We start from the raw sequence: 24,891 nt of genomic DNA, 5'->3' as shown, positions 1-24,891 counted from the left end.
GCGGAAATGATCCGCGCGTCACGCGAGAATGGCGTTCCCGTATCGGTTCTCTACGCCGTAGCGCTTACCGAGACCGGACAGCGAGGGGCGCTGAATGCTTATGCGATGAACATCGCGGGCCGCCCTTCTTTCAATGCTGGCCTGGTTGAGGCGCTCGCGACCTTCGACGGGGCTCGGCAAAGAGGGGTGAAGCTGATCGACATCGGATGCATGCAAATCAACCATCACTTTCACGGCCGAAAATTCCGTTCGGTCGAGGAGATGTTCAATCCGCGGCGAAACGTCGATTATGCCGCCCATTTCCTGAAGGACCTGCATGCATCCGAGGGATCCTGGACAGCGGCGGTGGCGCGATATCACGCCGGTCCAGGGAATGCGCCCGCACAGCGAAGCTATGTTTGCGCTGTGATCCGAAACATGGTGTCGAGCGGCTTTGGGGCCTGGACCTCGGAGTCGTCCGCCTTCTGTAGGCGCTGACATTAGCCTGGCTTCAGCCTCGGGCAAGTCCCATTGCTTATCCAGAGCTTGCCAGGTCGACGCTTCGGACAACATGAAATGAGCTTCATTATCGGTTTGATCGTTACCATGGGCTGCATGCTTGGCGGCTTCGCGGCTCTCGGCGGCCATCTGATCGTCTTGTGGCAGCCATGGGAATTCGTCATCATTATGGGCTCCGCGCTCGGCACGTTTATCGTCGCCAATCCCGTCAAGGTTATTAAGGATACGGGTAAGGCGGTTGTGCAGGCTGTGTTGGAAAAGACCCCGAAGCGCCGTGACTATCTGGATATTCTCGGGCTCTTGCACGCATTGATGCGGGAATTGCGCAGCAAGGCGCGCAACGAAGTTGAAGTGCATATTGATCAGCCCTCGGAATCCCCCTTGTTCACGGCGTTTCCGAATGTCCTCAAGAACACCGAGATCACGACATTCATCTGCGATTATTGCCGTCTTTACATCATCGGAAACGTGAAGACGTTTGAAATCGAGAGTCTGATGGATGAGGAGATGGCGGAGATCAAGCACGACAAGCTCAAGCCCTATCACGCGCTGACGGCAATCGGCGACGGTCTCCCGGCGCTCGGAATTGTCGCTGCGGTGCTCGGCGTCATCAAGGCGATGGGCGCACTCGATCAGTCCCCGGAACTGCTCGGGGGTCTGATTGGCGCGGCGATGGTTGGGACATTTGCCGGGATTTTCGTTTCATACGGCATCATGACGCCGCTAGCCTACAAGGTGAAGGTCGCACGCAGCAAGGAATGTCATGTATATCTTATCATAAAACAGACCTTGCTGGCTTTCATGAATGGCGCGCTTCCGCAGGTGGCGATCGAGCATGGGCGCAAGTCGATCCCTTCGCATGAACGTCCTACGATCGACGAAGTCGAAAATGAAACACTTTCGGGCGGCGGTCCGAGCGCGGAGGCGGCATGACGCTGAATCTGCAACAGGGTGAGGGCGCGAGGCCAGGTGGGGACGAACCGCTGATATCGATCGGCGAAGCCTCGCTCGATCGGATGCCGGCGCTGACCCTGATATTCGAGGAGACGGCTGCGAACTTCACGCGAGCTCTGGAAGAGTTCACGAATATTCCGGTCGCATTGTCCCTCGAAGATCTCGACGCAAAGCGTGTCGGCGATCTTCAGCAACATTGCGAGGGGCTCTCGACAATCCTGGTGTATGACGCGAATGGCCTGAGCGCGAAATTTGCCGTCGCCGTCGATAGTGGATTTCGTGATATGGCGGTTGAAATGCTTCTTGGTTCCGGCGTTGTTGAACGTTCGGACAAAGCTGATCGTGCTGCCTCCCGAGTTGAAACAGGGCTTGTCAACTTTGCGGTGAACAGATTACTGAATAGATTGGCTGCGGCGCTCGCGCCCGTAGCGGAGGTGCAATTCGAGCAGGACATGCTGGCCTCAGAAGCAGGCTACGGCGCAGTAGGACAAAGAGGCGCGGTGGCAATAGCTTGTCGCTTCAGGCTGAAGTCTCTCGAACACGAAGGACTTGTCGCGATAGTTTTACCTCGGGCGGCGCTTGATCCCTACCGCACAGCCTTGTCGCGGTTCCCGGGCGCCGAGGGTGTCGCGCGTGACGAGCGATGGTCGGAAAACCTTTACGACAACATCGTTCGGACCGAGGTAGCGGTCAACGTAAAGATCGAAGCGCGCGGCTTTACTCTTGAAGATATTGCAAACCTTGAAGTAGGGGATGTGTTGCGGCTTCCGATCGCTCCCACAAGCCCGATACGCATCGAGTCGGAAGGGCGAACGCTTTTCTGGTGCACGCTTGGCCAGAAGGATGGCCATTACACGGTTCGCCTCGAAGATTTTTCCGATGAGCGGCAATCCTTCATCGAAAACATTCTCGGCGTATGAGACGATCAGACGGGCAAGGCAAAAATTGAGGGAACGAATATGAGCAATATTGACATGGGAACAGAAAGTTTCGAGTCCGAGGGGGCGCGGCTTCCGGACGAAGCGATGCTCGGTTCAGGCGCGCCGCCAGTCGACACGGATAAGAGCCAGTTGCGTCGGATCGACTCGATCCTGCGCATTCCTGTCGTAGTACAGGTCGTGGTTGGATCTGCGACCTTGCCGGTGTCGAGTCTTTTGAAACTCGGGCGTGGCGCCGTTATTCCGCTCGACCATCGCGTCGGCGATCCCGTCGACATTGTCGTCAACGGAAGAACGATTGCGCGCGGCGAGGTTGTAGTTGTCGAGGAGGATGGAGCCCGGTTTGGCGTGTCCTTGACAGAGATCTGCGAGCCCCAGAACGAGCAGCTCAACTGATATAGCGGCCGAAGGCGTCATGACGACTCTTGTTGCGCAGGAGCAGAGCCGGTCTCTCGACGGCGCGGAGAAAGTCGCAGCAGTGTTGCTTGCGCTCGATCGCGAGGCTTCGCAGCGTATTCTGAAATATTTCGATCACGATGAATTGCGGGAAATTGCGCGACTCGCCGCAGGCCTCGGCGCCGTTCCGGCTACGGCGCTGGAGGAGATCTACAGCGCCCTTATCGACGAAATCTCGCACGGCGGGGTGGATCTTGTCGGTAACGCGGCTCAGGCAGAAAATCTGTTGACCGGCGTGATATCCGAGGAGCAGGTTGCCGATATCATGTCCGACGTGCGCGGGAGCTCGAACCAGTTCTTCTGGCGTCGTGTTTGCTCGCTCCCGGAAAAGACCCTCGCCGATTATCTCGTCAATGAGCATCCGCAGGTCATTGCGATTGTCATTACGAAAGTTGACCCTGCTTACGCGGCGCGCTTGCTTGCTCAAATTCCCGGCCCGATCCGCGCCAAGGTGATGCGGCGCATGCTCGTCTCGAAACCCATCGCCGAATCCGTTTTGCGAGTCGTGGAAACCACGTTGCAGGATGATCTGTTCGCTACGTCAAATGCGCCATCTTCCGCAGAGTTGAATGCGCGCGTGGCTGGCATCATCAATCAGCTGGAGCGTGATCAGGTCGACGAAATCCTGGAAGGAATAAGCGAAAGTGAACCCTTGATCGCGGCGCAATTGAAATCGCTGATCTTCTCTTTCGAAGACATCGTCAAACTCGGACAACGTGCTCGCACGATTGTTTTCGATCAATTGCCGACGGACAGGGTCATTCTCGCGCTGCGCGGCGCGGATGCAGGAGTGCGCGATTCGGTTCTTCCGTGCTTGTCGACGCGCACGCGACGAATGGTGGAAGCGGAGCTTTCAACCGACGCGTCGCCGCCCAAACGCGAAATTGCAGCAGCCCAGCGGCAAATCGCCGACACGGTGCTTCGGCTCGCCGATCAGGGAGCGATCGAAATTCCAAAGTCCGGAAGCGCGCCTGATCAACCCGAATAGAAGGGAGCCGCATGAGTGTCGGAGTCGGACGATCCGGAATCCAGAACGGAAGAAGCTACCGAGAAAAAAATCCGCGATACGGTCGAGCAGGGAAAGCTCCCTTCGTCTCGCGACGTCGGCGCAGCGTTCGGTATATTCGCCCTTCTCGGCGCCTTCAGCTTTCTTGTCGACGCTTTGACGCCGCGCTTGATCGAAGCCCTTGGGTTGTTGATTGCGAATGTCGGCGAGTTGCCCCTTCGCTCCGGCGCGGATGCTTATCGCTACGTTAGTGTAGTGAATCTTGAACTTGGCCGATATCTTGGGCCGATTCTTTTGGGATTTGTCATTGCAGGGCTGGTCGCCTCTTTCACGCAAGGCGCGCCGCAATTTGTCTTCGATCGGGTTCAGCCGGATCTCTCGCGGATTTCGATAATTGCGGGGTGGAAGCGGATTTTTGGCTTAGCCGGTGTTGTGGAGTTGTTCAAATCCGTTGTGAAGATGATCATCGTCGGCGGCGCTGTGATATTTGCCGGACTGAGCGACCATGCGGCGCTGGTGGACGCCATGCGTACCGACCCCAGTCGTCTGCCTGCACTCACGCTTCGCCTGATCATTCACCTTACGAGCGTCGTCGCAATTTCCGTCGGGGTTCTTGCGGCGGCGGATTTCGTTTGGGCCCGCTTCAAATGGCGGCGTGATCTTCGCATGAGCCGACAGGAGTTGAAAGAGGAGTTCAAACAGGCGGAAGGCGACCCCTTGGTAAAGGCTCGCATGCGATCGCTTGCAATGGATCGTTCACGACGTCGAATGATGGCTTCGGTGCCAAACGCGACTTTTGTCGTCGCCAATCCAACCCATTATGCAATCGCCTTGCGCTATGTGCGGGAGGAGGGCGGCGCGCCTCTCGTTCTGGCGAAGGGAAAAGACCTCATCGCTCTGAAAATTCGCGAGATTGCGGAGCGGAACAATGTGCCGGTTTTTGAAAAGAAGGAACTGGCGCGCGCGATGTACGACATGGTCGAAGTTGACAGAATGATTCCGACGGAATTCTATCGCCCGGTTGCTGAACTTATTCACTTCCTTAGTTCGGCGGCGGCTCGGCGATAGATTGCGGGGATGAAGATTATAGGGGTGTTCGGGTTGGAATGGGCTTGCCAAAGATGAGTCGGCATTTTGCTCTCAACTATCTGGATGTCGTGCTTTTGCTTATTGAATGATGAGATCGGCCTGCAATGCGCCCGCGCTCTTGATAGCCTGCAGAATGGAAATGATGCCGGTCGGCTTCAGGCCGACCTGGTTCAGTCCCTTTACAAGTTGTTTCAGAGTCGGACCTGCGATGATGGCCACCTTGGCCTCGGTCTCGGAGGCCGCGATATTGGTTTGCGATGTGACAACCGTACGGCCGTTTGAGAATGGCGCCGGTTGCGATACTTCGGGCGTCTCAGTGACGCGAACAGTAAGCGCTCCGTGCGTGACGGCGACGGGCAAAATTTGAACGTCCTGGCCGATGACGACGGTCCCGGTACGTTCGTCCATGACAACGCGCGCCGGCGTTTCCACCGCAATCTTGAGCTCGCCGATTTCGGCGAGAAAGCGCGTTGCGTGACAGTCACGGGGCAGGGCGAGGGCGACGCTGTGATCGTCGCGTTCACGCGCGGTCGTCATGCGGTAGCGCTTGCGCGTGTAGTTATTGACAGCGTCAGCGATATGTACCGATGTTGCGTAGTCGGGATTGCGCAATTGCAAAATTAGCCCGCCGTCGCTCGTGGTGGCTCTCGGGGGTTCGCGCTCGATCGTCGCGCCATTGGGAATGCGGCCGACGGTCGCCACGCCGTGGGTTAATGTTTCGCTCTGTCCCTGCGCGGCGAAACCGGAGACCGCTATCGGACCTTGGGCAATGGCGTAAACCTGTCCATCGACGCCGGAGAGGGAGGTCAGCACGAGCGTTCCGCCCATTAATGACGTCGCATCACCCATCGACGAGACGGTGACGTCGAGGGTTGTCCCCCAGTTCATGAAGGGCGGCAGCGACGCTGTCACCATGACCGCAGCTATGTTTCGCGTGCGCATGGTGTTATTGGGGCGAACATTGATGCCCATGCGATCGAGCATGGCGGACGTCGCCTGCTCGGTAAAGGGCGAATTGCGCATCGTGTCGCCGGTGCCCTGCAAACCGACAACGACGCCATAACCGACGAGCTGATATTCGCGCGGGCCCTGAGGATAGGTGATATCCTTGATCCGGACCAGCGCGCTAGCCGGCGTAACGACAAGGAAGACCGCGGCGATGACCAGTGAGCGTCGCATCATCCCTCGCTGACGAGGATCGAGCCGTCGGACTGAACGCGTCCGGAGATGAACAGGCCGCTCTCCTGATTGCGAACTCGGATGACGTCCCCCACGGCTCCGGCCTGTTGTGCGACGCCGTATGTCGTTATCTGCATGCCGCCTTCTGAAAAGACGATCCTTACCTGCGCTCCCACTTTCACGACATGCGGATTATCAACGGCGATCGTGGGAATAGGTTGGCCGGGTAGCAAAGTGCGGCGAGCGACCTTACCGACGAGGCCAGTCCTCGAGAGAAAGACGAGCGCGTCGGCGCCATTGGGCAGGCGATAGTTCTTTTCCTCGAGGACCTGATCCGTGATTTGATCGCCGGGATAGATCGTGACGCGCGGGACGGGAACCTGACTCTCCTGGGCTCTGGCGGCGACGAGCGTGAGCGTCATGCTTGCGACGGCAAAGAAGGTGAACGAGCGAACGTACGCGCCCCAATTGCGAATCATCTGATGCCCTTCGAAATCGTGCCGGCCATTTCGTCGGCTGCCTGGATGACTTTGGAGTTGAGTTCGAAAGCGCGCTGCGCGGAAATGAGACTGACGAGTTCTTTGACTGGATCGACGTTGGAGCTTTCGAGATAGCCCTGGTTGATCACGCCAAATCCCGGATCGCCGGGAATGCCGACGATCGGCTGGCCAGAGGCGTAGGTCTCGCGGAAAAGATTGCCGCCAAGGGCTTCAAGTCCAGATTCATTTGCGAAGTTCGCGACGGTGAGCTGACCGATCTGCTGCGGCTGAGTCTGTCCGGCGACTATTGCTGACACGATTCCGCTCTGACTGACGCTCACATTTAGCGTATTGTTGGGTATGGTTATCGTAGGCGTGAGCAAGTAACCGTCGACGGTGACCAATTGTCCGTTGTTGTTCGTGCTGAACGAACCTGCGCGCGTGTAAAGCGTTTCGTTGTCTGATCCTAGGATCTGGAACCAGCCGCGTCCGTTCATGCTAAGATCGTACATGTTGCCGGTATTGGTCAGCGGACCTTGTTGCTGCAGGCTGCGAACCGCGGCTGCGCGCACGCCAAGGCCGAATTGCGCGCCTTGAGGAACTGTCGCGTCGCGACCGCGGTTGGAGACGCCCTGCAAACGGTCGGTCTGATAGAGAAGGTCGGTAAATTCAGCGCGCGAGCGCTTGAAACCGGTAGTGTTGATGTTGGCGATGTTGTGCGCAATGACTTCGATATTCTGTTGTTGCGCGCTCATGCCCGTCGCCGCAATGGCGAGTGCTCTCATGACTCTTACTCCTCAAATCGCCATTCGGCTGATTTCCTGGTAGGCGTTCACAGCCTTGTCGCGCAGCGCGATGACGGTGTTCAAATCGCGTTCGGCGGACATGATGGCGTCGACGACCTTATGCACGGCGAGCTTGCCCTCCACTCCGCTGATCGCGGCCGCTTCTCCGGATTTGAGCGAGTCGACCGCATCGGCGGCGAACTTTTGCAACACTTCGCCGAATGACGAGCCAGCGGCGTCGGCCGCGGGCCTTGCGCTTTGCGCCTGGGCGAGAACCGTGGTCGCCGTTTCGGCGGCGGCGCCAACGGCGGCGGATATGATTGGAACGAGGGGAGTCATCAGGCGCCTTTCAGGAGATCGACCGTCATTGCAATAAGATCGCGGCTTTGCTTCATGACCTGCAAATCGGCTTCATAGGCGCGATTGGCTTCGCGCATGTCGCCCATTTCGACGAGAAGATTGACGTTCGGTCGTTTCACATCGCCGTTCGCGTCTGCGGCCGGATTGCCGGGGTCGTGTTCGATCGTGAAGGGCGTCGGATCGACGCCGATCTGATTGACGCGCACGAGCCGGACGCCGGAAGCGCGATCGAGTTCGTTGGCGAACGAAATTGTCTTGCGCACATAAGGATCGGCGCCGGGCGTGTTCCCCGTCGATTGCGCATTGGCCATGTTTTCGGAGACGATGCGTAAACGCGCGGATTGGGCGGCGAGGCCGGCGCCGGCGACCTTTAGGGAGGCGTCGAGAGGATCGGTCATGATCTCACCGCTGAAAGCCACATGTTATGAAAGGAGCGCAGGATATTGGTGTCGAGGGTGTACGCGCCTCTAATTTCGCCTTCCTTTATCATTTCCAGTTCGGGTGAAACGGAGTTGCCGGAGTGCGTCGTCTCCCAGCCGTCGGTGGGCTTGGTGGCGGCCGCATAGGCTTCGGATTGTGAAGGATGCATGTGCAACGGGTTCGAGCCCGCCATTTCGAGAGCGCTGCTTTCCATGACGCGTGCGAAGGGCATGACATCGCGCGCGCGGTAGCCCGGCGTGTCCGAGTTCGCGATGTTTTGTGCAACCAGAGACTGTCGCGTCGAGAGCCAGCTTCTTTGGTGATCGATGAGATTGAATAGATGCACCGGCTCCATATTCGGCCTCACATGACTGAACATGCTCAAGCTAGAATGCGGCGCTTGTCTCAGACTGGATGGTAACCTTAATGATTCGTTACCGTTCGAGCGAAGTGCGTAGCTCGGGTCGAACGCGCGTTCGTTGTCGAGCCCGGCGTCTGATTTGAACTATCGGCATGATGTTAACGATTTATTAAGAATTTCACCGCGCAGTCGGACGGCTTCGGATACCGGTAATGCTATTGATGCGACGAACGCGCAACAGGAGATGGCAAAGCACTAACTTCTTAGAAGAAAACATAGTTCATGATGTTAGCTTTGTTGGCGTACGTAATAACTTGATGCGATCTGAGTCGCTTACTCGAAGCGACGGTGGGCCCGTTCGGACGGCGTTTTTTCAGGAGCTTAGAGCGATACAAAAGACAATTTTTTCAGTGCGGCCATGACCATGGCGCTCCGCGCCGGTTCGGCCCTTGCAGCTGATCTTCCCACCCGCAAAGGCCGGCCCGCGTTCGTGCCGCCGCTGCCGGGTTCTTCTGGACCGACGTCGATGCCGGTGTGAAGATCGGTTTGGACCGAATTGATCGACATGGGGGATGGCTGGGCCGAAGGAATTTCGCGCAAAGAGTCTATTCTTGATCTTGCTCGTTTTCAGCTTCGTGCAAACGCGTGATGCTCGCGACGACGTTGACGACCTCGGCGTCGTCCAACGGAGGACGACACCGCGCCTTGTTCCATGCGAGTAACAGTTCGAGAGCGACGCCGGGGTCAACGTTGTGCCATAGCAGATGGCCGGTGAGCGACGCGATCGACGAATTGCGCTGTCCCTCCGCGACGCCCTCCTGCACCAGTTGGCGCCAGTCGTTGAGCGACCTGCCGGCGCGCGCGCCGTGAATCGTCGTCAACAGCCATCGTGGAAGCGGCGCCAACGCTATCTCGTCGGGGCCATGTCCGCTGGCCCATTGATAGGGCCTTCCGCTGGGATGGACGGACGGAGGAGCGACGATATATCCGCCGTCCCCCCGCAAATCCACGCCTTGCGCGAGGCCGGCGCGATTGCGCGTCAAAAAGCCGGGATGCGTAAAGTAAAAGTGACGGCCGCCGCCGCCTGTCACGGCTTCAACAGTCGGGGGAAGCGGGCGATAGCGACGCTCCAGCTGTTTCAGCGCAATGTCGCCGCCATGCTTGGGATCAACGTCGAGCACAATAAGATTTGAGACTTCGCCGGTGACGATTCCAATATTGGCGTCCGGCCATCGCTTGAACCAGTCGACGAGATCGTCCTCGGTGGGGCGTTCGCGTTGCAGCTTTCGCCAGGCGGCCAGCGGTCGCTTCTCGCGTGGACGCAAAGGCAACACGGACCATCCGCGCGCCAGGTAACTCCTGGCGACCTTCACGTGATGCGCCGATCCTTCTGAATGGACCATCCGTCATCCCCATCGCGAACGCTGAACATCGATCCGAACACAGTATCAAGCGACGCTCTCGCCGCTTGAACAATACTCGCAGCGCTCCCGGTCAGCCATCATAGGCAGAATATCCCCAACCGTGACAGGGCTCGCGATAAACTCAGCCGCTGCTAATGAGTAGCGATCCCGGCGGCCTTGAAACCGAATGCGTGGAAGACGGCGATATTCGATCGCGGACGGCCGGCGCCAGCGCATGAGGCGGCGACTATGGCGGGAGCGATAAATCGCGCTACAAATGAGGAAATCAAAGCGCGCTCTGGCGATATTGGGCAAATTTTCGCCGGGCGCGAGCATTGCGGTTTTCAGCAAAAAGCCGGGGAGCGATGGATGTCCGAACGCGAAACCGTTGACGTGACAGAGCAGGAACTGGCGACTGCGCTCGACGCCGTATTGACGGAGCTTGTCGAATACCGGCTCTCTCGACCGCGCTCGACGGACCTCATTCTGCTTGCGCCCGCGCCGCAAACGGCTTTGCAGAAGCGCGCAGCGCTCTTTTCGCGGATCGCGAGAGACCCTTTCGAAGGGTCCCTTCTTTTCACTCTCCGGGGAATCGGCGAAGCATTGTTTTCACTTGGCGGCACGAAACTCATGCGCGACGTTCTGCAGGAGGTCGCCGCGCGTGACCCGGAAAACGAATGCCAGCGCCTGAGCCCTGCGGATTCCCAATGGGACGGCATCGGAAATCCGGACGATTTATGGATCTCCTGAATGAAATGCGACGCTCCATGTCGTTTTGTAACGAAGCGCGAGGATACAAGACTCAATCAATTCATTGAAAAGCGCGTTACGGCGGCGAAGCTATCCGTTAAGAAACAGTCGCCTGAAGCACTGCGTGTTTGCCGCATATTCCGGGACCTGAGCAGGAGGTCGCTCGTCGTCCTTGCGGCGCTATCGGTGACGGGCTGCGCGGTGGGGCCAAATTTCATATCCACCGGCGGTTGAGAGCTTCACCTCGGACAAGCTCGGCGCTAAGCGGCCGACGAGTTCCCCGAGACCTTCTGGGTGACGTCGCTCAATTTGCCCGGCGGCCTCCCGCTCACGCGGCTTCGAAAGTCGTGCGTCAGCGTCCGGACGTCCGTGGCGCCGAAGCGAATATGTACGCCGCGGCCGCGCAGGTCGGCGTCGCCATTGCAGCGCGACTGACCAATGTCACGTTTTCGCCTTCGGGTGGCTTCCGCACCGAGGACACCGCCCGCCAAAACCTCGGCATTATCCGGGATGAAGTGCGCTCCGACAGTTTCAGCCAGTTCGAGTTTCTGAACGATCAGCAGGCCTATCTCAATGCGAAGATCGCGCATTTTCAGGGGCAGGGGACCAATTGAACGACATCGTCGCGCTGTGGTCATGGTGCTGCGCGGGGGCTGGAAAGACGACAGGCTGCGCGACTTGCCGCCGGTCGTCTCCGGCGAGACTGGCGACGCCCCAATTCGTCTTTTCCGGAGCACGCCGGCCTCGCGGGGTGGCCCTGATTTCCGGTCGGCGCGCCGAATAACCCGATGGGGACGCGAGCCATGTTGCTCATTCGCGGCGAGGTCGCCATCCACGGCACGACGAACAAGATGCGCGCCTCGATCGGAACGGCCGCCTCTTATGGCTGCATCCGCATGCGCAACGAAGACGTCGCGGATCTCTTCGACCGCGTGAGCGTCGGCGCGACAGTCATCATGCAGCCCTGAGGCGCATTTCGTCTGAGGAACCGACGCGGCGATCGTCCCCTCCTGACTTTTCCGGCGCGCTGCTCTCCCCTCGCGCATCATGTCCTTATTCTGGAAATGAACGGCGAGACATATCGGCTCCGGCAATCGGAAGCGCGCCGCCGCAAAGATCCGGCGAAGTCAGACGAGCCGGTCGTCGATCCCGCGACCGGAGAAATCGTCCCAGCACGGCCCCACGAAAAAAGAATTTCGCCACCATCATCAAGGGACCCGATCGGCCCTTTTTGACGATGACGATCTCGCAAGGTTGTGCTGGTTATTTGCCAACACGACGGCCGGCATTTGCGCCGCCGTTGACACGCCATGAGACGAAGCATGATCCAACTCTCAGCCCCATTCCAGTCAGCTGGGAGTTGCGGCAGGCAAAGCCACGTGGCCGCGCTCGCCAAACCTGGACGCTTCTAAGAACCTCGCCAAATCGGCGTGTTTCTGATTCTCTGGGAGAGAGGATTGGAGGCGGATCGATGCGGGGGCAGCCTGGCTTTTTCGACGTCGACGAGGGGCTGAAGCGGCTGAGCGGGTTCGGGGATGACCTCGAAGCGTTCTCGGCGGCGGTCGATTTCGAGATGTTTCGCGCCGACCTCGTCGCGACGCTCGGCTATTCCGACGGCGCGAAGGGCGGGCGCGATCGAGGGGCTGTTCGCGTGTTTCGATGCGGCGTTGCGGGCCTCGGGGTATATCGCCATGTCGGGCCAGATCGTCGACGCGACGCTGGTCGCCGCGCCGAAGCAGCGCAACACCGAGGACGAAAAGAAGGCGATCAAGGAGGGCCGCAGTCCGGACGGCTGGGCGGAAAACTCCGCGAAATTGCGGCAGAAAGATCGCGACGCGCGCCGGACCATGAAGTTCAGCAAGGGCAAGGAGCGGCCGGACGGAACGAAGCCGCCGGTCGACATCGCCATCCCGACCTTCGGTTATCAGAACCATATCTCTATTGATCGGGGCTTCGGCTTCATCCGCACATGGACGGAGACCGACGCCGCCGCCTGCGAAGGCGCGCGGCTATGCGAAGGCCTGCTCGACAAGATAAACACCGCAGCGTCCGTATGGGCGGACACAGCCTATCGCTCGGCGGCCAACGAAGCCTTCATGGCGAAGAACGGCTTCGTCAGCCGCATTCATCGCAAGAAGCCGAAGGGACGACCGATGCCCAACGCGGTCCGTCGGGCGAACGCTTTGAAATCGACCGTTCGCTCGCGCGTCGAGCATGTCCTCGCCGAGCAGAAGGACAGGATCGCCCTCTTCATCCGAACGATCGGCATCGCCCGCGCCAGGTTGAAAATCGGGATGGCCAGCCTCGTCTATAACGTCAAGCGGCTGGTCTTCTGGCAAAGGATCGCCGCCACATGACGCGCCGCAGGAGCCGAGAGGCCCCGGCCGCGCGGCGCAGACCTCTCCCGTCTCTTCCTGTCAGCGAAATCACCGCCTCGCCAACGCCGGCGGCGTGTTGATAGAAGCGTCCAGCTTTTTGAGCAGCGACAATTGTTCCCACACCAATTCTCGTCGGCCTACACCACCGATTTGTCAGGATTTAGTTTCCGACAAGGGCAGCTGCCGAGATGAGAGGTCTCAGGGGCGCCGGCATCGACAGCAGCCGCGTGGGCCCTCGGATCGAGTGCTTTGCGTCGCCAAATATTAAGTATTTGTTAGGAATTATATTTGCTTTCTTATCTGAGGCAGATGCTTGTTCCGCGATTTTTGATGCATGCGGTGGCCATGACATATCAAAACACAGCAGGTGTGGTTCACGGCGATTTTGCAATTCAATGCCCATGTGAAAAGCTCCCGAATGAGTTAGCCGGACCCGCCGAGCGCCACGGACAACAAGCTATCGCAGGTCGTGAGTATACGCGAGCAAGTGGGCATTTCTTGCCGTATCTTGCCATTATTGCGCCTTTGTCGGCAGTTGTTGAATTGCCACCCACGGGTGATTGCGGCCGTGAAAATGCTCAATTTTCGCCTTCTAAGCAGCGTAGGGGCAATTTTAAAGTCCTTCTACTTATATTGCTTCCGCTCGCCTGTTTTGGTCTCACATGCGGTCTTATGCCGACATTGGTCGAACCAACGCTCAAAGAGCCGCCTCCTCCGCCCGTGCTTGACGCCTCCTTCGAAAGGCTGGTTGATCAAATTGTAACGACCGAGTCCCGAGGAGACTCGAATGCGAAAAACAAGCGATCCAGCGCGACGGGGGCCGGCCAATTTTTGGACCAGACCTGGTTGGAGCTGGTACGGGCGCATCGTCGAGAGCTTCTCACAGGCCGCACAGAAAAAGAGGTGCTCAATCTACGCAAAGACCTAGAGCTTAGTCGTGAGATGACAAGACGCTTTATCGAACGGAACGCCGTCGCACTAGCGAAGCGGGGATTGCCAGTGACGCCAAGCACGCTTTACCTGGCTCACTTCGCTGGTCCGGCGGGAGCTGTCGCTATTTTAACCTCTCCTGGCGAGGCCGACGCCGCTTTGGTGATGGCCAATGCCGACTCCCGTCCCGAAGTGACCCGCACGAAAATTCTGAATAGCAATCCGTTCCTCCGCGACTTCACCGTTGAAGATCTGAAAAATTGGGCCAAAATGAAAATGGAAGGCATCGCGACACGCTGATGATGACCATCGATACAGCTCGACGAAAAACCAGCGGTCGGTATTGGTCGGCTTGGCGCGAGCGCCAACCTTGCGCCGCAAGATGATCAATTGTTGTCCGAGCGCTGCGCTCTCCGCTTCAAGTCGTCCTCTCGACTTGAAGGGTGACGCTAGGATGGCCACCAGTAAGCTGATCAGCGCGATCATCGGGCCGAACCAGCCGATTTCGTCGCCACACCAACGCGGATGAGATTTTCGACACGCACGCCGACTCACATTTCAGGCTCCACGTCGAGTCTCTGCGCGAGCCACCATGCGGTCACCCGATCGTGCCAGGGAACGCGGCTGTCGCGGCCGTGAAAGCCGAGGTGCCCGCCACGGGGGCTCAACATAATCTCGATCGCCGGCAAGCGCGGCCAGTTGACGCCGGCGAGGCATTCGGACGGTATCCACGGATCGTCGAGCGCATGAAGGATGAGCGTCGGCCGAGTAATTGTCGCGAGGAAGTTTTTTGCGGAATTGCTTTCGTAATAATCCGCCGCGTCCCTGTAGCCGAAGCGTTGCGCGACGAAGCGGTCGTCAAACTCGTAAATGCTTCGGGCGCCAGCGATGGCGCTGCATTCGCGTGTCGTAAGCGCCGCGCCCTGCGCTAGGGCCTCGCGCTTCATCTCCCGAAGCAAATAGGCGTGATAGGCGAGATTGCGGCGGCTCATCATGCGCGTGCAACTCGCGGCGAGATCCAGCGGAACAGACACGGCGACGGCGGCGAGCGCCGGGAGGCCGTGGCAGCCTTCGCCCATGAACTTCAGCACCAGGTTGCCGCCGAGCGAATGTCCCAGCAGGATGACTCCGTCGCCGCGAAGATTGGCCGGCAATTGACGGAGGGCCGCCGCGAGATCCTCGGTCTTGCCGGCGTGGTAGCGCCCGGTCGAGGTCGCGCGCGACAGGAGCGTTCCGCGCAGGTTGAGGCGCAGCACCGGCCATCCCTGACGCAGGAGATGGCGCGTTGTCGCGACGACGGCGAGGCTGCGCTCGGAGCCGGTGAGGCCATGGATGAGGATGACGAGCGGTCGCGCGCCCGGCCGTGCCGGAAGGTCGAGTCGGGCCGCCAGCCGATCGCCGTCGGGCATCGTCAGCAGCAACCTTTCGCCACCCGGAAGATCCGGCGGACCGCCACGCAGGAGGTTGCGAACCGTTTGCAGGTCCGCTCCAAACCAGGGCGCCCGTTCCCGGAACGGCGGAACCGGAGCGGTCCCGCGCAAGTTTGTCAACTGGAGATCCTCCACATGGCGTTTTCTCCGCTGACAGAGAATTTAGGGCTGGGCAATGCTGAAGCGAAATCGGCGCGTGCCCGCTTTTTGAACTTAATACCAATCCTCTTTGATTAGAACCGATGCGCCCATTCGCGGAGTCCAATGGACATGATGCGCCATGGTTGTTCGACGAGCTTGTTCCAGGCGTCGCAGCAATGGTCGACGATGTCGTCATAGGATTTGAAGACGCGGTTTGACAGCTAGTTGTCTCGCATGAACAGAGCTGGCCGCGGAATTCGGGCAGTAGCTTGAGGGATGGACGCCCCCTCCTGACGGCGTCGAGATGCGCCGAGGTGGCGATGTTTGCGCATCCCACGAACGGAGAAGACATCCATGGAAAGTTTTAGCATCATCGGTCTCGACCTCGCAAAGCGATCACATCAAGCGCATGGCGCCCGCGCCGAGGGCGGCGTGGGGTTCCGCAAGAAACTTTCTCGAGGAGAAAGTTCTCGTTTTCTTTTCCGAACAGGCGCGCTGCGTCGTCGCGATGGAGGCCTGCGGCAGCGCGCATCACTGGGGGCGGGCCATCAGCGACCTTGGCCACGAGGTTCGGTTGATCCCGCCGGCATACGTCAAGCCCTTCGTGAAGCGGCAGAAGAACGACGCGGCTGACGCGGAGGCGATCTGCGAGGCGGCGAGCCGGCCCACCATGCGGTTTGGCGCGGTCAAAACCGAGGAGCAGCAAGCGCGCGCGCCATGCTGTTTCGCACCCGCGACATAGCTCAGCCGCTGCAAATCAGTGCGATCCATGAGCACATGGATTCAGAGATCCGAGTCCGTGGCAAGGGGGGCACAGAAACCCGTACCCACACCCCCCAAAGGTCCGATGAAAATGGGGGTGGGTAATTACGCCTGAAGCTCCTCAGCCGAGAAGTCCTCTCGAAGTTTCAGCGCTGCTGGCATGGCGCGAATCTCCTCCGCGCTAAACAAGTCAGAAAATCCGCGCCAAGGAAAGCCCCGGCGAATCACGCAGCAAGGCCATTAGTATAAACTAAAAGGCGATCGCACCCAAGAATGTCTCCTGTCACAAAAGTTCATAACGCAGTATAAAAAGTTGATAGGAGTCTTGAAAGCGCACAGAATATTCAATAACCATATTTTAACGAACAAAAAATAAGTTATTATAGTGTATTATTTTCTAATAATAATACCCGCCGAGGATATGATTTGTTTTTTACACATCTCACTCATGCTATTTTCCAAATCTGATACCAAATCCCGAATCCATTTCGGCGCGTCACCATATTCTTTACCTACCCCCAATTTAAATAAGGTTTTAATTTGGTTTGTTAACTGTAAAGAGGGGTTGGCTATATTGTATATTTCCAATTTTGCTCCAAGTTTTGCCGCTATATTATGAAAATAATCAAATGTAAACGTCCATTTATCATCGTGATTTTTGTACGTTTCTGTATCTTTAGGAAAGCATCCTAGAAGTTCAGACTTCTTAATATACTGCCGCAGAAAAATCTTTGTTCTGTCATCAAGGCTACCTCTTCGCTCGTCCTCAGAAAGAATAAGTCGCAATACGATTGACGTATATACTCTACCTATCTCGAACGGTTCAAAGAAAACCATGGCGCCGTTTTCCTTCAGAGCAGAGAAAACTTCTTCTATTAAGCGAGCAGGATCAAATAAATGATGAAGAATAGCCTTACCAACAACAAGGTCTAGAGAATTTCTTTTAAACCAAGGCTTGTTCAAATCAAGGACAGCCAAGTATACATTGTCAATGACGTTGGCATTGATTAGCGCTTTGCGCAGTATTGCTAGCAAACCAGGACTAATGTCCGTGGCAATGATTTTTGACGAACCCAGCAAATTTCTGAGCGTTAACACAGTTGGTCCGGAACCAGAGCCAATATCTAATATTACGAGTTCTTTTTCCTTCAAATCTAGTTTGCTAAGTGCGCCATTTATCAAAGTTTCCGTAAACTTTATATTATAATAATTATTATGATGATTCTCGGCATTTTTCAAAAACTGCTGCGTTACCCCCGAAACAACGTTGCCAACGTTTCCAATTTCAGATTTAGGAGACATAATACCGGCGTAAGAAGAGCTCAGCTCAGCCCCTAGAGGGTGTTATGCACTCTGTATGATGAACTCCGCGGCGCGCTTGAGCATGAGACATGCGAAAGCGACGACGTGTAGTCCTGCGAGGGTCTGAGCATAGCGCTCGTAATCTTTGACGAGCCGCCTGCATCGCGTCGCCCAAGCGAATGAACGCTCGACCACCCAGCGCTTGGGCAGCAGCACGAAGCCCTTCTTCGCCTCGGCGAGTTTGACGACGCAAAGTTCGGCGCCCTGCGCTTTTGCTGCTTCGGCCGCGTTCTCGCCGGTGTAGCCCTGATCGACATAGATGAGTTCGACGCTGTCGCCGGTCGCTTCCTGCACGGCGGCGGCGAGCTTGCCGACCTCGGCGCGGTCGTCGACGTTGGCCGGCGTGACATGCAGCGCCAGTAGATGGCCCAATGTGTCGACCGCCATATGCAGCTTCGAGCCACGCTTGCGCTTTGCGCCGTCATAGCCGGCTCGCGGGCCGCTCTCCGGGGTCGACCGCAAGGTGCGGCTGTCGATGATCGCCGCCGTCGGCTCGGCAGCCCGTCCGGAGGCGACGCGCAAGACGGCGCGCAAATCCTGCGCCAGCGCCTCGAATACGCCCGCCGCCAGCCAGCGCTGCGATTGCTGATACACGGCCGACCACGGCGGCAGATCATTAGGCATGGCGCGCCATGCGATGCCGTAGCGCAGCACGTAACGTAGCCCGTTGAACAGCTCGCGCAGCGAATGTTGACGCTGCGGCGCGCTTTCGTCCATGAGCGTCAGATACGGCGCAACCAGCGACCACTCTTCGTCGTTGACGTCAGACGGATAAGGCTTCCGAATCGGAGACATCCGATTCTACTAAGGCAATCAACGACCAAAGTACATAACACCCTCTAAATCAACCATTTCACAATTAAATATGCTTGATAATCCCTCATTGAAGCTATTTTTCATTTTGTACCTTCATTTTTGTATTTTCGCAGGAGGTGTATTTCGGTGGAATACATGGATGAAGACTTCGAGTGGAGTCCTGTATCTCAAGCGTTTACGAGGTCGCCTGTTTGGCTGATCCTGTATCAACGCAAGCTCTTTGTCTAGATGCCCATCTTATTCAGGGAGTGGGTTGTCTTGGGATGCCGGATGTAACGTAAGGCATTGAGTTGGCGTAGGTATTAGTTGCTTAGGCTGATCCCTCACGCCGCCTCGTCGCAGCCATGACTTGGGTCCGGATTGATAACGATAGTCGATTGTTGCAGCAATGCAGACGTCGGCGAGGAAGTTGGCGGCGCTTCGACCATAACGATTGGCGAGGCGGCTGAATTTCTTCAGCCGGCGGAACCTGCGCCCGATGGCGTCGCTGTCATACCATCGGTCATCCGTCATGACCGATGGTATAAGCGTCGTCGGTACGAATGATCGTTCGATGACCTGCAAACGCAAAGCGAAAATTGGGGCGAGAACGTTGTGGAGCCGTCGCCAGCCATTTGGCCCGGCGCGAGTTCTCGATAAGAGTCCAACTTCAATGGCGAAGTGAGTCCAATTGCCGCCCGAAGGAGTCCATCTTCCATGATGTCAGACAGGAAGAAAGTTCAGGGAGTTGCTTGGTGGAGCCAGACGGAATCGAACCGACGACCTCTTCAATGCCATTGAAGCGCTCTCCCAACTGAGCTATGGCCCCATCTTTTTATTTACCCGCCTCTTGGGGGAGGCGTTGGCCGACGAAGCGCCGACGGGCGGTGTATAGTTCAGGCGGCGGCCGGCTGCAAGCCCGGTGTTGCGCTTTTGCGCGATTATGCGGCGGCGGCGGTCACGCGGTTGCGGCCGGAGGCTTTGGAGCCATAAAGCGCCTTGTCTGCGCGGCGCAGCAGGGCGTCGGCGTTGGCGTCCGCGCCGCGCTCGGCCAGGCCGATCGAGGTGGTGACGGGAATCGTCCGCGTCGCCGCCGGGTCGATCGGAAACTGGCCGCCCTCCACGGCCGCGCGCACGCGTTCGGCGACCTTTTCCGCGACGACCAGCGGCGTGTCGGGCATGACGACGACGAATTCCTCGCCGCCGAGCCGGCAAATCAGATCGGCTCCCCGGACGACGCGCTTGATTCGCTGGGCGAAGACCTTCAGCACCTCGTCGCCGGCGTCGTGGCCATAGGTGTCGTTGACCGACTTGAAGTGATCGATGTCGAGAATCATCAGCGAGAGAGGGCGGCCATTGTGGGCGGCGTGCTCCAGAGCGCTGGCGAGGTGTGATTCGAGGAAGCGGCGGTTGTTGAGGCCCGTCAGCGCGTCGACCACGGCGAGTTCGATCGCCGCCTGCACATTGTCGCGAAGACTGTCGGCGTAACGCTTGCGGCGCAATTGCGTGCGGACGCGGGCGACGAGTTCATTGCGGTCGATCGGCCGCACGATGTAGTCGTTCACGCCAAGGTCAAGTCCGCGCAGAATGCGCGGGCGGTCCTCGAGATCGGCGAGCAGCAGGATCGGAATCGAGCGGGTGCGCTCCAGCGAGCGGAGCTGGCTGCAAAGCCGCAGCGCGTCGAAATCGGTCAGATTGAGGCTGACGATCACGAGCTCGTAGCCATTCTCCGCGGCGCGGAACAGCGCCTCCTGCGGATGCGGCTCGATTTCGACGTCATGAAGGTCGCGCAGGGCGGCGACGATGCGATCGGACGAGCTGGCGCGGTCCTCGACGAGAAGGATGCGGCCTTTCGCACCGTCGTTCGGCGTCTGCGCCGACAGATGGTCGATAATGCCGAGATTGGCCGAGGTGGTGGCGCGGGCGCGCAACTCATCGAGCATGATCTTGAGCCGCGTCAGCGAGCGAACGCGGGCGATCAGCGCGAGTTCGTCCACGGGCTTGGTCAGGAAGTCGTCGGCGCCGCACTCCAGACCGCGCACGCGGTCGGCCGGCTGGTCGAGCGCCGTCACCATTACGACGGGGAGATGCATGGTCGCGGCGTCGGCCTTCAGGCGCGTGCAGACCTCGAAGCCGTCCATGCCGGGCATCATGACGTCGAGCAGCACGATGTCGCATCGGCCGTCGCGGCAGAGCTCCAGCGCCTCGGGGCCATTGGTCGCCGTCACGACGTCGAAATATTCGGCCGAAAGCCGCGCCTCCAGCAGTTTGATGTTGGGAAGCAGGTCATCAACGATCAGCACGCGCGCGGTCATTTCGCCGTGGTCTCCTACTTCTTGTCCGCAAGGAAGGAATTTACCGTCTCGAGGAATTTCGCGACGGAAATGGGCTTGGAGAGATAGGCCTCGCAACCGCCCTGGCGGATTTTTTCCTCATCGCCCTTCATCGCGAAGGCGGTGATCGCGATGACGGGAATGTCGCGCAGCTCCTCGTCGTCCTTCAGCCAGCGCGTGACTTCCAGCCCGCTGACTTCCGGCAGCTGGATATCCATCAAGATCAGGTCGGGATGGTGCTCTCGCGCAAGGGCGATCGCCTCCACGCCGCTCTTGGTGCGCAGCGTCGCATGGCCGTTGGCCTCCAACAGATCGTTGAAGAGCTTCATATTCAATTCGTTATCCTCTACGATGAGGACCGTTTTCGTCATGGGGCCAACTCTGTGGACGCGATACCGTTCGAGAGACGGTTAGCATGGGAAGATTAATGAAAAGCGCCAAAGACGGTTTTGGTTCCCGACTGAAAAAGAACGAAATTGCCGCCCCGCCCGCGGAGCTGGCGCTGCGCGCGCTCGCCTTTCTCAGCCAGGACGATGAGAGGGTTTCGCGCTTCCTCGCGCTGACGGGGCTCGATCCCGGCGAGGTGCGCGGGCTTCTGGGCGAGAGCGGCTTTCAATTGGCCGTTCTGGACCATCTCGCCGGCGACGAAACGCTGTTGCTGGAGTTCGCGGTCGCGGAGTCGCTTCCGCCGGAGGCCATTGGCCGAGCCCGGCGGGCGCTGGGCGGCGGCGAGGAATAGGCGCTTTCTCACCCTCCGTCGCCGACGCAGTTAATAATCAGCTAAATTCCTACGCCCCTTCGGCGAGCGCGTCCGCGCCGGCTTTCGCGACCTGTCCATCCTGAAAGGACTGCACGCCCGAGACGCCTATTGCGCCGACGACATGGCCCTCGTGCATCAGCGGCAGACCGCCCTCGACGGGCGTGATCTGGGGCAGGCTCAGCAGCGCGACGCGGCCGCCCGCCACCACCTCCTCCAGCGCCTTGGTCGGCCGGCGAAACAGCGCGGCCGCACGGGCCTTGTGCTGGGCAATTTCGCAGGAGGCGGGCTGCGTCCCGTCGAGTCGTTCAAAATAGACCAGCAGCCCCGCGTCATCGACAATCGCAATGACGACGCTCCAGCCGTTGCGTTGCGCTTCGCGCGCGGCGGCCGCCGCGACCCTCCTGGCGTCGGCGAGCGTGAGCTCGAATTTCGTTTTCATCGATCCTCCAATGACTTATTAATGGGTCGTCGCAGCGCCGCGCGCGTACTTGCGCCGTTCCCCCGGCTCGACTAGGGAAACCAAGGCGCGGGTGTTGGCCGTTCAATCCCATGTCGCCGCGGCCGGCGCAACGGCCGCCTGCGGACGCAAAATGGGGGGGCGCATCGGAATGACGCTTTTGATGCCAGCGCCGGAGACGGAAATCCTCGCGCGCCGCGACGAACTCATCGAGCGCCTTCGCGCCATTCTCCCCGCATCAAACCTCATCGTCGATGAGACGGCGCGCCGCGCCTATGAATGCGACGCCTTCACCATGTATCGCGCGCTCCCGCTCGTCGTCGCGTTGCCGGAGACGGTAGAGCAGGTGAGCGCGATCATGGCGCTGGCCGCCGATATGAATGTGAAGATCGTGCCGCGCGGCGCCGGGACGTCGCTCTCCGGCGGCTCCATGCCGCTTGAGGACGGCATTCTTCTCGGCATGTCGAAGTTCAATCGCATTCTCGAAATCGACTATGAAAACCGTTGTGCGCGCGTGCAGCCCGGCGTGCAGAATCTCGCGATTTCCAAAGCCGTCGAGGCCGAGGGCTTCTATTACGCGCCGGACCCGTCCTCGCAGATCGCCTGCTCCATCGGCGGCAATGTCGCCGAGAATGCGGGCGGCGTGCATTGCCTGAAATACGGACTGACCACGAACAACATTCTCGGCCTCGAGGTCGTGCTGATGGGCGGGGAGATCGTGCGTCTCGGCGGCAAGCACCTCGACAGCGAGGCCTATGATCTGCTTGGCCTCATGACCGGCTCCGAGGGGCTGCTCGGCGTCGTGACCGAAGTCACCGTGCGCATCCTGCAGAAGCCCGCCGTCGCGCGTTGCCTGCTGCTCGGATTCACGAGCGTCACCGCCGGGGCGCGCTTCGTCGGCGCGGTGATTGCGCGGGGCATCATCCCCGGCGGCATGGAGATGATGGACAGGGCGACGATCCACGCCGTCGAGCGCTTCCAGCCCTGCGGCTATCCGCTCGACGCCGAGGCGATCGTCATCGTCGAACTCGACGGAACGCAGGCCGAGGTCGATCATCTCGTCGGTGTCGTGGAGAAGATCGCGCGCGACGAAGGCGCGACGACCGCCAGGGTTTCAACCAGCGAGGCCGAGCGCCTGCAGTTCTGGGCAGGGCGCAAGAACGCTTTTCCGGCGGTGAGCTGCATCAAGCCCGACTATCTGTGCATGGACGGCACCATTCCGCGCGCCCGTCTCCCCGATGTGCTGACGGGAATGGATGAGCTTGCGAAACAACATGGATTGCAGGTCGCCAATGTGTTTCACGCGGGCGACGGGAATTTGCATCCGCTGATCCTCTATGACGCCTCGAAAGAAGGGGATGTCGAGCGCGCCGAGAAGCTCGGCTTCGACATTCTTCGCCTCTGCGTTTCCGTCGGCGGCGTGCTGACGGGCGAACATGGGGTCGGCGTCGAGAAGCGCGATCTGATGAGCGAGATGTTCAACGAAACGGATCTCGAGCAGCAGATGCGCGTCAAATGCGCCTTCGATTCCATGAATCGGCTCAATCCCGGCAAGGTGTTTCCAACGCTGCATCGCTGCGCCGAATTCGGCATGATGCATGTTTCCGGCGGTAAAACGCCTTTCCCCGACCTGCCGAGATTCTAGCGATGGACGTAAATTCGCAGACGCTCGACATACGCGACGCGGCCGACGCCGTCGAAGCGCTGCGCGCGGCGAATGCGCGACGCACGCCACTGGCCGTCGCGGGGGCGGGATCGAAAAAGCAGCTCGGCCGCCATGCGCCGCAATCGCAGACGATCTCGACGAAGGCTTTGACGGGCGTCACGCTTTACGAACCCGAGGAGCTCGTGCTTTCCGCGCGGGCCGGCACGCCGCTGCGCGAGATCGAGGATTTGCTCGACGCGAACAATCAGCAGCTCGCTTTCGAACCTGTAGATTACGCGCAGCTGTTTGGCGGCGCGACGCGCAGCGCAACGATTGGCGGCGTCGTCGCCGTCAACGCCTCGGGTCCCCGCCGCGTCAAGGCCGGCGCCGCGCGCGATCATCTGCTCGGATTTCACTGCGTCACGGGACGCGGCGAAATCGTGAAATCGGGCGGGCGGGTGATGAAAAACGTCACAGGCTACGACCTCTCCAAGCTCGTCTGCGGCTCCTTCGGCACGCTTGCGCTTCTCACCGAAGTCACGCTGAAAGTTCTGCCAAAGGCCGAAACGGAACGAACCCTGCTGGTCGTCGGACTGGATGAGGAAAAAAGCCTCGCGCAATTGCGCGGCGCCTCCGGAACGCCGAACGAGGTTTCGTCCTTCGCAATGCTTCCGGCCGGAGCAGGGCCGCTTCAGATCGACGCCAATGTTGCGGCGCTGCGCGTCGAAGGCCCCGAGATTTCCGTTGCGACGCGCTGCGAGGCGCTGATGGCGGAGCTTCGAGACAGCGGTGCGCAATTCGAGGTCTTGCAGCCGTCGGAGTCTGCGGCGTTCTGGAAATCGTTGCGGGACGCGGCGCCCATCGCGGCGCGCTCCGGCCAGATCTGGCGCATTTCGGTCGCGCCGACCGACGGCTTCATGGTGGTGGAGGCCTTGCGCCGCGCCGGCGCGCCGATCATCGCGCATTATTACGACTGGGTCGGCGGCCTCGTGTGGATTTGTCTCGAGCCGGCGCCGGATGCGCATGCAAGCGCCGTGCGCGGCGCCGTCGATGCGCGGGGCGGACATGCGACGCTCATTCGCGCTTCGGAAGACACACGCGCGCGCGTCGACGTTTTTCACCCGCAGCCTGCGCCGCTCGCCGCGCTGACGCGGCGCGTGAAGGACAGTTTCGATCCCGCCCATGTCCTGGAGCGCGGCCGCATGCGCGCGGAGTTCTGA

Annotated in this window: 25 protein-coding genes, 1 tRNA gene and 5 pseudogenes; 15 read left to right on the top strand and 16 right to left on the bottom strand. The window is 59.4% G+C overall.

All coding sequences use genetic code 11. The features are described 5' to 3' along the window. Nucleotides 1-6 precede the first annotated feature (6 nt). The 6 genes from LG047_RS04840 (at nucleotide 7) to LG047_RS04815 (ending at nucleotide 4,920) form a co-directional block, all read left to right on the top strand. Nucleotides 7-477, top strand: coding sequence for a transglycosylase SLT domain-containing protein (locus LG047_RS04840; protein WP_227965752.1), 471 nt, complete (start codon nucleotides 7-9; stop codon nucleotides 475-477). A gap of 78 nt (nucleotides 478-555) precedes the next feature. Next, nucleotides 556-1,431 (top strand): flagellar motor stator protein MotA, encoded by an 876-nt coding sequence (gene motA, locus LG047_RS04835; RefSeq protein WP_036282725.1) that lies wholly within the window; start codon nucleotides 556-558, stop codon nucleotides 1,429-1,431. After that, nucleotides 1,428-2,372, top strand: a complete 945-nt coding sequence (locus tag LG047_RS04830; RefSeq protein ID WP_227965751.1) for a FliM/FliN family flagellar motor switch protein — start codon at nucleotides 1,428-1,430, stop codon at nucleotides 2,370-2,372. The genes motA and LG047_RS04830 overlap by 4 nt, the downstream gene beginning before the upstream one ends. A 105-nt stretch (nucleotides 2,373-2,477) precedes the next feature. Beyond that, nucleotides 2,478-2,786, top strand: a complete 309-nt coding sequence (gene fliN / locus LG047_RS04825; protein ID WP_051134498.1) for a flagellar motor switch protein FliN — start codon at nucleotides 2,478-2,480, stop codon at nucleotides 2,784-2,786. A gap of 19 nt (nucleotides 2,787-2,805) precedes the next feature. Then, nucleotides 2,806-3,834 (top strand): flagellar motor switch protein FliG, encoded by a 1,029-nt coding sequence (locus LG047_RS04820; RefSeq protein WP_227965750.1) that lies wholly within the window; start codon nucleotides 2,806-2,808, stop codon nucleotides 3,832-3,834. A gap of 15 nt (nucleotides 3,835-3,849) precedes the next feature. Next, complete coding sequence (locus tag LG047_RS04815) at nucleotides 3,850-4,920, top strand: EscU/YscU/HrcU family type III secretion system export apparatus switch protein (protein ID WP_227965749.1); 1,071 nt, start codon at nucleotides 3,850-3,852, stop codon at nucleotides 4,918-4,920. Between the two features lie 99 nt (nucleotides 4,921-5,019). On the opposite strand, the gene LG047_RS04810 is transcribed toward LG047_RS04815, so the two are convergent. The 7 genes from LG047_RS04810 to LG047_RS04780 form a co-directional block, all read right to left on the bottom strand. Beyond that, a complete protein-coding gene (locus tag LG047_RS04810; protein ID WP_036287615.1) occupies nucleotides 5,020-6,120 on the bottom strand; it encodes a flagellar basal body P-ring protein FlgI in 1,101 nt (366 codons plus the stop codon). Next, a complete protein-coding gene (gene flgA / locus LG047_RS04805; RefSeq protein ID WP_227965748.1) occupies nucleotides 6,120-6,599 on the bottom strand; it encodes a flagellar basal body P-ring formation chaperone FlgA in 480 nt (159 codons plus the stop codon). Before flgA ends, LG047_RS04810 begins: the two co-directional genes overlap by 1 nt. Then, the gene (flgG, locus tag LG047_RS04800) at nucleotides 6,596-7,384 is read right to left on the bottom strand and encodes a flagellar basal-body rod protein FlgG (protein WP_036282717.1); all 789 of its coding nucleotides are present in this window, start codon (nucleotides 7,382-7,384) and stop codon (nucleotides 6,596-6,598) included. The genes flgA and flgG overlap by 4 nt, the downstream gene beginning before the upstream one ends. 12 nt (nucleotides 7,385-7,396) lie before the next feature. Next, a complete protein-coding gene (locus tag LG047_RS04795; protein ID WP_036282715.1) occupies nucleotides 7,397-7,723 on the bottom strand; it encodes a flagellar hook-basal body complex protein FliE in 327 nt (108 codons plus the stop codon). Beyond that, the gene (gene flgC / locus LG047_RS04790; protein WP_036282714.1) at nucleotides 7,723-8,142 is read right to left on the bottom strand and encodes a flagellar basal body rod protein FlgC; all 420 of its coding nucleotides are present in this window, start codon (nucleotides 8,140-8,142) and stop codon (nucleotides 7,723-7,725) included. Before flgC ends, LG047_RS04795 begins: the two co-directional genes overlap by 1 nt. After that, entirely contained in the window at nucleotides 8,139-8,519 is a 381-nt protein-coding gene (locus tag LG047_RS04785) for a flagellar basal body protein (RefSeq protein WP_227965747.1), read from the bottom strand. The genes flgC and LG047_RS04785 overlap by 4 nt, the downstream gene beginning before the upstream one ends. 611 nt (nucleotides 8,520-9,130) lie before the next feature. Then, nucleotides 9,131-9,928 (bottom strand): bifunctional DNA primase/polymerase, encoded by a 798-nt coding sequence (locus LG047_RS04780; RefSeq protein ID WP_227965746.1) that lies wholly within the window; start codon nucleotides 9,926-9,928, stop codon nucleotides 9,131-9,133. A 369-nt stretch (nucleotides 9,929-10,297) separates the two neighbouring features. On the opposite strand from LG047_RS04780, the gene LG047_RS04775 reads away from it, so the two are divergent. The 5 genes and pseudogenes from LG047_RS04775 (at nucleotide 10,298) to LG047_RS04755 (ending at nucleotide 14,286) form a co-directional block, all read left to right on the top strand. After that, nucleotides 10,298-10,678, top strand: a complete 381-nt coding sequence (locus tag LG047_RS04775) for a hypothetical protein (protein ID WP_144259558.1) — start codon at nucleotides 10,298-10,300, stop codon at nucleotides 10,676-10,678. Nucleotides 10,679-11,064: 386 nt separating this feature from the next. Next, a complete protein-coding gene (locus tag LG047_RS04770; protein WP_144259557.1) occupies nucleotides 11,065-11,292 on the top strand; it encodes a hypothetical protein in 228 nt (75 codons plus the stop codon). A 156-nt stretch (nucleotides 11,293-11,448) separates the two neighbouring features. Further along, a pseudogene (locus tag LG047_RS04765) lies at nucleotides 11,449-11,646 on the top strand (L,D-transpeptidase); the annotation flags it as partial. 503 nt (nucleotides 11,647-12,149) lie between these two features. Further along, nucleotides 12,150-13,035 (top strand): annotated as a pseudogene (locus LG047_RS04760) (IS5/IS1182 family transposase). A gap of 309 nt (nucleotides 13,036-13,344) precedes the next feature. Further along, complete coding sequence (locus LG047_RS04755; RefSeq protein ID WP_227965745.1) at nucleotides 13,345-14,286, top strand: hypothetical protein; 942 nt, start codon at nucleotides 13,345-13,347, stop codon at nucleotides 14,284-14,286. A 251-nt stretch (nucleotides 14,287-14,537) separates the two neighbouring features. Here LG047_RS04755 and LG047_RS04750 read toward each other — a convergent pair whose 3' ends face one another. Together LG047_RS04750 and LG047_RS04745 are read right to left on the bottom strand one after the other, a co-directional pair. After that, the gene (locus tag LG047_RS04750) at nucleotides 14,538-15,536 is read right to left on the bottom strand and encodes a YheT family hydrolase (protein ID WP_227965744.1); all 999 of its coding nucleotides are present in this window, start codon (nucleotides 15,534-15,536) and stop codon (nucleotides 14,538-14,540) included. Between the two features lie 113 nt (nucleotides 15,537-15,649). Further along, nucleotides 15,650-15,778: pseudogene (locus LG047_RS04745) on the bottom strand (IS630 family transposase); the annotation flags it as partial. 133 nt (nucleotides 15,779-15,911) lie between these two features. On the opposite strand from LG047_RS04745, the pseudogene LG047_RS04740 reads away from it, so the two are divergent. Beyond that, a pseudogene (locus tag LG047_RS04740) lies at nucleotides 15,912-16,296 on the top strand (transposase); the annotation flags it as partial. 413 nt (nucleotides 16,297-16,709) lie between these two features. Here the strand turns inward: LG047_RS04740 and LG047_RS04735 are convergent. From LG047_RS04735 to LG047_RS04710, 6 genes and pseudogenes are all read right to left on the bottom strand, one after another. Further along, the gene (locus tag LG047_RS04735; RefSeq protein ID WP_227965743.1) at nucleotides 16,710-17,621 is read right to left on the bottom strand and encodes a class I SAM-dependent methyltransferase; all 912 of its coding nucleotides are present in this window, start codon (nucleotides 17,619-17,621) and stop codon (nucleotides 16,710-16,712) included. Nucleotides 17,622-17,663: 42 nt separating this feature from the next. Continuing rightward, on the bottom strand, nucleotides 17,664-18,476 hold the full coding sequence (locus LG047_RS04730; protein ID WP_227965742.1) for an IS5 family transposase: 813 nt from the start codon (nucleotides 18,474-18,476) through the stop codon (nucleotides 17,664-17,666). Between the two features lie 390 nt (nucleotides 18,477-18,866). After that, nucleotides 18,867-18,983 (bottom strand): annotated as a pseudogene (locus LG047_RS04725) (IS5/IS1182 family transposase); the annotation flags it as partial. A 246-nt stretch (nucleotides 18,984-19,229) separates the two neighbouring features. Continuing rightward, nucleotides 19,230-19,305: transfer RNA gene (locus LG047_RS04720), tRNA-Ala, on the bottom strand. Between the two features lie 112 nt (nucleotides 19,306-19,417). Continuing rightward, nucleotides 19,418-20,791 (bottom strand): PleD family two-component system response regulator, encoded by a 1,374-nt coding sequence (locus tag LG047_RS04715; protein ID WP_227965741.1) that lies wholly within the window; start codon nucleotides 20,789-20,791, stop codon nucleotides 19,418-19,420. Between the two features lie 14 nt (nucleotides 20,792-20,805). Beyond that, nucleotides 20,806-21,180 (bottom strand): response regulator, encoded by a 375-nt coding sequence (locus LG047_RS04710; protein WP_036282691.1) that lies wholly within the window; start codon nucleotides 21,178-21,180, stop codon nucleotides 20,806-20,808. Nucleotides 21,181-21,236: 56 nt separating this feature from the next. Here LG047_RS04710 and LG047_RS04705 point away from each other — a divergent pair, with 56 nt between their 5' ends. After that, on the top strand, nucleotides 21,237-21,548 hold the full coding sequence (locus tag LG047_RS04705) for a DUF3572 domain-containing protein (protein ID WP_227965740.1): 312 nt from the start codon (nucleotides 21,237-21,239) through the stop codon (nucleotides 21,546-21,548). Nucleotides 21,549-21,597: 49 nt separating this feature from the next. Here LG047_RS04705 and LG047_RS04700 read toward each other — a convergent pair whose 3' ends face one another. Further along, on the bottom strand, nucleotides 21,598-22,008 hold the full coding sequence (locus LG047_RS04700; protein WP_036282689.1) for a heme-binding protein: 411 nt from the start codon (nucleotides 22,006-22,008) through the stop codon (nucleotides 21,598-21,600). Nucleotides 22,009-22,177: 169 nt separating this feature from the next. Here LG047_RS04700 and LG047_RS04695 point away from each other — a divergent pair, with 169 nt between their 5' ends. Both LG047_RS04695 and glcE read left to right on the top strand, forming a co-directional pair. Beyond that, nucleotides 22,178-23,671 carry an FAD-linked oxidase C-terminal domain-containing protein gene (locus LG047_RS04695; protein ID WP_227965739.1) on the top strand — a complete coding sequence of 498 codons (1,494 nt, stop codon included), beginning with the start codon at nucleotides 22,178-22,180 and terminating at the stop codon, nucleotides 23,669-23,671. Between the two features lie 2 nt (nucleotides 23,672-23,673). Further along, nucleotides 23,674-24,891: a glycolate oxidase subunit GlcE gene (gene glcE / locus LG047_RS04690; RefSeq protein ID WP_227965738.1), complete on the top strand. Its 1,218-nt coding sequence runs from the start codon at nucleotides 23,674-23,676 to the stop codon at nucleotides 24,889-24,891.

The sequence above is a fragment of the Methylocystis sp. WRRC1 genome (genome assembly GCF_020733155.1).
In the GTDB taxonomy this organism is placed as follows: Bacteria; Pseudomonadota; Alphaproteobacteria; order Rhizobiales; family Beijerinckiaceae; genus Methylocystis.
Note: the sequence above shows the minus strand (reverse complement) of the source record. Positions and strands in the feature narration are given on the sequence as shown.

What these genes read in the sequence shown, in the direction of transcription:
- flgG (WP_036282717.1), bottom strand. Translation starts at nt 7,384, where the DNA reads ATGAGAGCACTCGCCATTGCGGCGACGGGCATGAGCGCGCAACAACAG.
- motA (WP_036282725.1), top strand. Translation starts at nt 556, where the DNA reads ATGAGCTTCATTATCGGTTTGATCGTTACCATGGGCTGCATGCTTGGC.
- LG047_RS04770 (WP_144259557.1), top strand. Translation starts at nt 11,065, where the DNA reads ATGTACGCCGCGGCCGCGCAGGTCGGCGTCGCCATTGCAGCGCGACTG.
- LG047_RS04785 (WP_227965747.1), bottom strand. Translation starts at nt 8,519, where the DNA reads ATGGAGCCGGTGCATCTATTCAATCTCATCGATCACCAAAGAAGCTGG.
- LG047_RS04810 (WP_036287615.1), bottom strand. Translation starts at nt 6,120, where the DNA reads ATGCGACGCTCACTGGTCATCGCCGCGGTCTTCCTTGTCGTTACGCCG.
- LG047_RS04730 (WP_227965742.1), bottom strand. Translation starts at nt 18,476, where the DNA reads ATGTCTCCGATTCGGAAGCCTTATCCGTCTGACGTCAACGACGAAGAG.
- LG047_RS04775 (WP_144259558.1), top strand. Translation starts at nt 10,298, where the DNA reads ATGTCCGAACGCGAAACCGTTGACGTGACAGAGCAGGAACTGGCGACT.
- flgC (WP_036282714.1), bottom strand. Translation starts at nt 8,142, where the DNA reads ATGACCGATCCTCTCGACGCCTCCCTAAAGGTCGCCGGCGCCGGCCTC.
- LG047_RS04710 (WP_036282691.1), bottom strand. Translation starts at nt 21,180, where the DNA reads ATGACGAAAACGGTCCTCATCGTAGAGGATAACGAATTGAATATGAAG.
- LG047_RS04795 (WP_036282715.1), bottom strand. Translation starts at nt 7,723, where the DNA reads ATGACTCCCCTCGTTCCAATCATATCCGCCGCCGTTGGCGCCGCCGCC.
- LG047_RS04735 (WP_227965743.1), bottom strand. Translation starts at nt 17,621, where the DNA reads ATGTCTCCTAAATCTGAAATTGGAAACGTTGGCAACGTTGTTTCGGGG.
- LG047_RS04695 (WP_227965739.1), top strand. Translation starts at nt 22,178, where the DNA reads ATGACGCTTTTGATGCCAGCGCCGGAGACGGAAATCCTCGCGCGCCGC.
- LG047_RS04715 (WP_227965741.1), bottom strand. Translation starts at nt 20,791, where the DNA reads ATGACCGCGCGCGTGCTGATCGTTGATGACCTGCTTCCCAACATCAAA.
- flgA (WP_227965748.1), bottom strand. Translation starts at nt 6,599, where the DNA reads ATGATTCGCAATTGGGGCGCGTACGTTCGCTCGTTCACCTTCTTTGCC.
- LG047_RS04700 (WP_036282689.1), bottom strand. Translation starts at nt 22,008, where the DNA reads ATGAAAACGAAATTCGAGCTCACGCTCGCCGACGCCAGGAGGGTCGCG.
- glcE (WP_227965738.1), top strand. Translation starts at nt 23,674, where the DNA reads ATGGACGTAAATTCGCAGACGCTCGACATACGCGACGCGGCCGACGCC.
- LG047_RS04705 (WP_227965740.1), top strand. Translation starts at nt 21,237, where the DNA reads ATGAAAAGCGCCAAAGACGGTTTTGGTTCCCGACTGAAAAAGAACGAA.
- LG047_RS04780 (WP_227965746.1), bottom strand. Translation starts at nt 9,928, where the DNA reads ATGGTCCATTCAGAAGGATCGGCGCATCACGTGAAGGTCGCCAGGAGT.
- LG047_RS04840 (WP_227965752.1), top strand. Translation starts at nt 7, where the DNA reads ATGATCCGCGCGTCACGCGAGAATGGCGTTCCCGTATCGGTTCTCTAC.
- LG047_RS04820 (WP_227965750.1), top strand. Translation starts at nt 2,806, where the DNA reads ATGACGACTCTTGTTGCGCAGGAGCAGAGCCGGTCTCTCGACGGCGCG.
- fliN (WP_051134498.1), top strand. Translation starts at nt 2,478, where the DNA reads ATGCTCGGTTCAGGCGCGCCGCCAGTCGACACGGATAAGAGCCAGTTG.
- LG047_RS04830 (WP_227965751.1), top strand. Translation starts at nt 1,428, where the DNA reads ATGACGCTGAATCTGCAACAGGGTGAGGGCGCGAGGCCAGGTGGGGAC.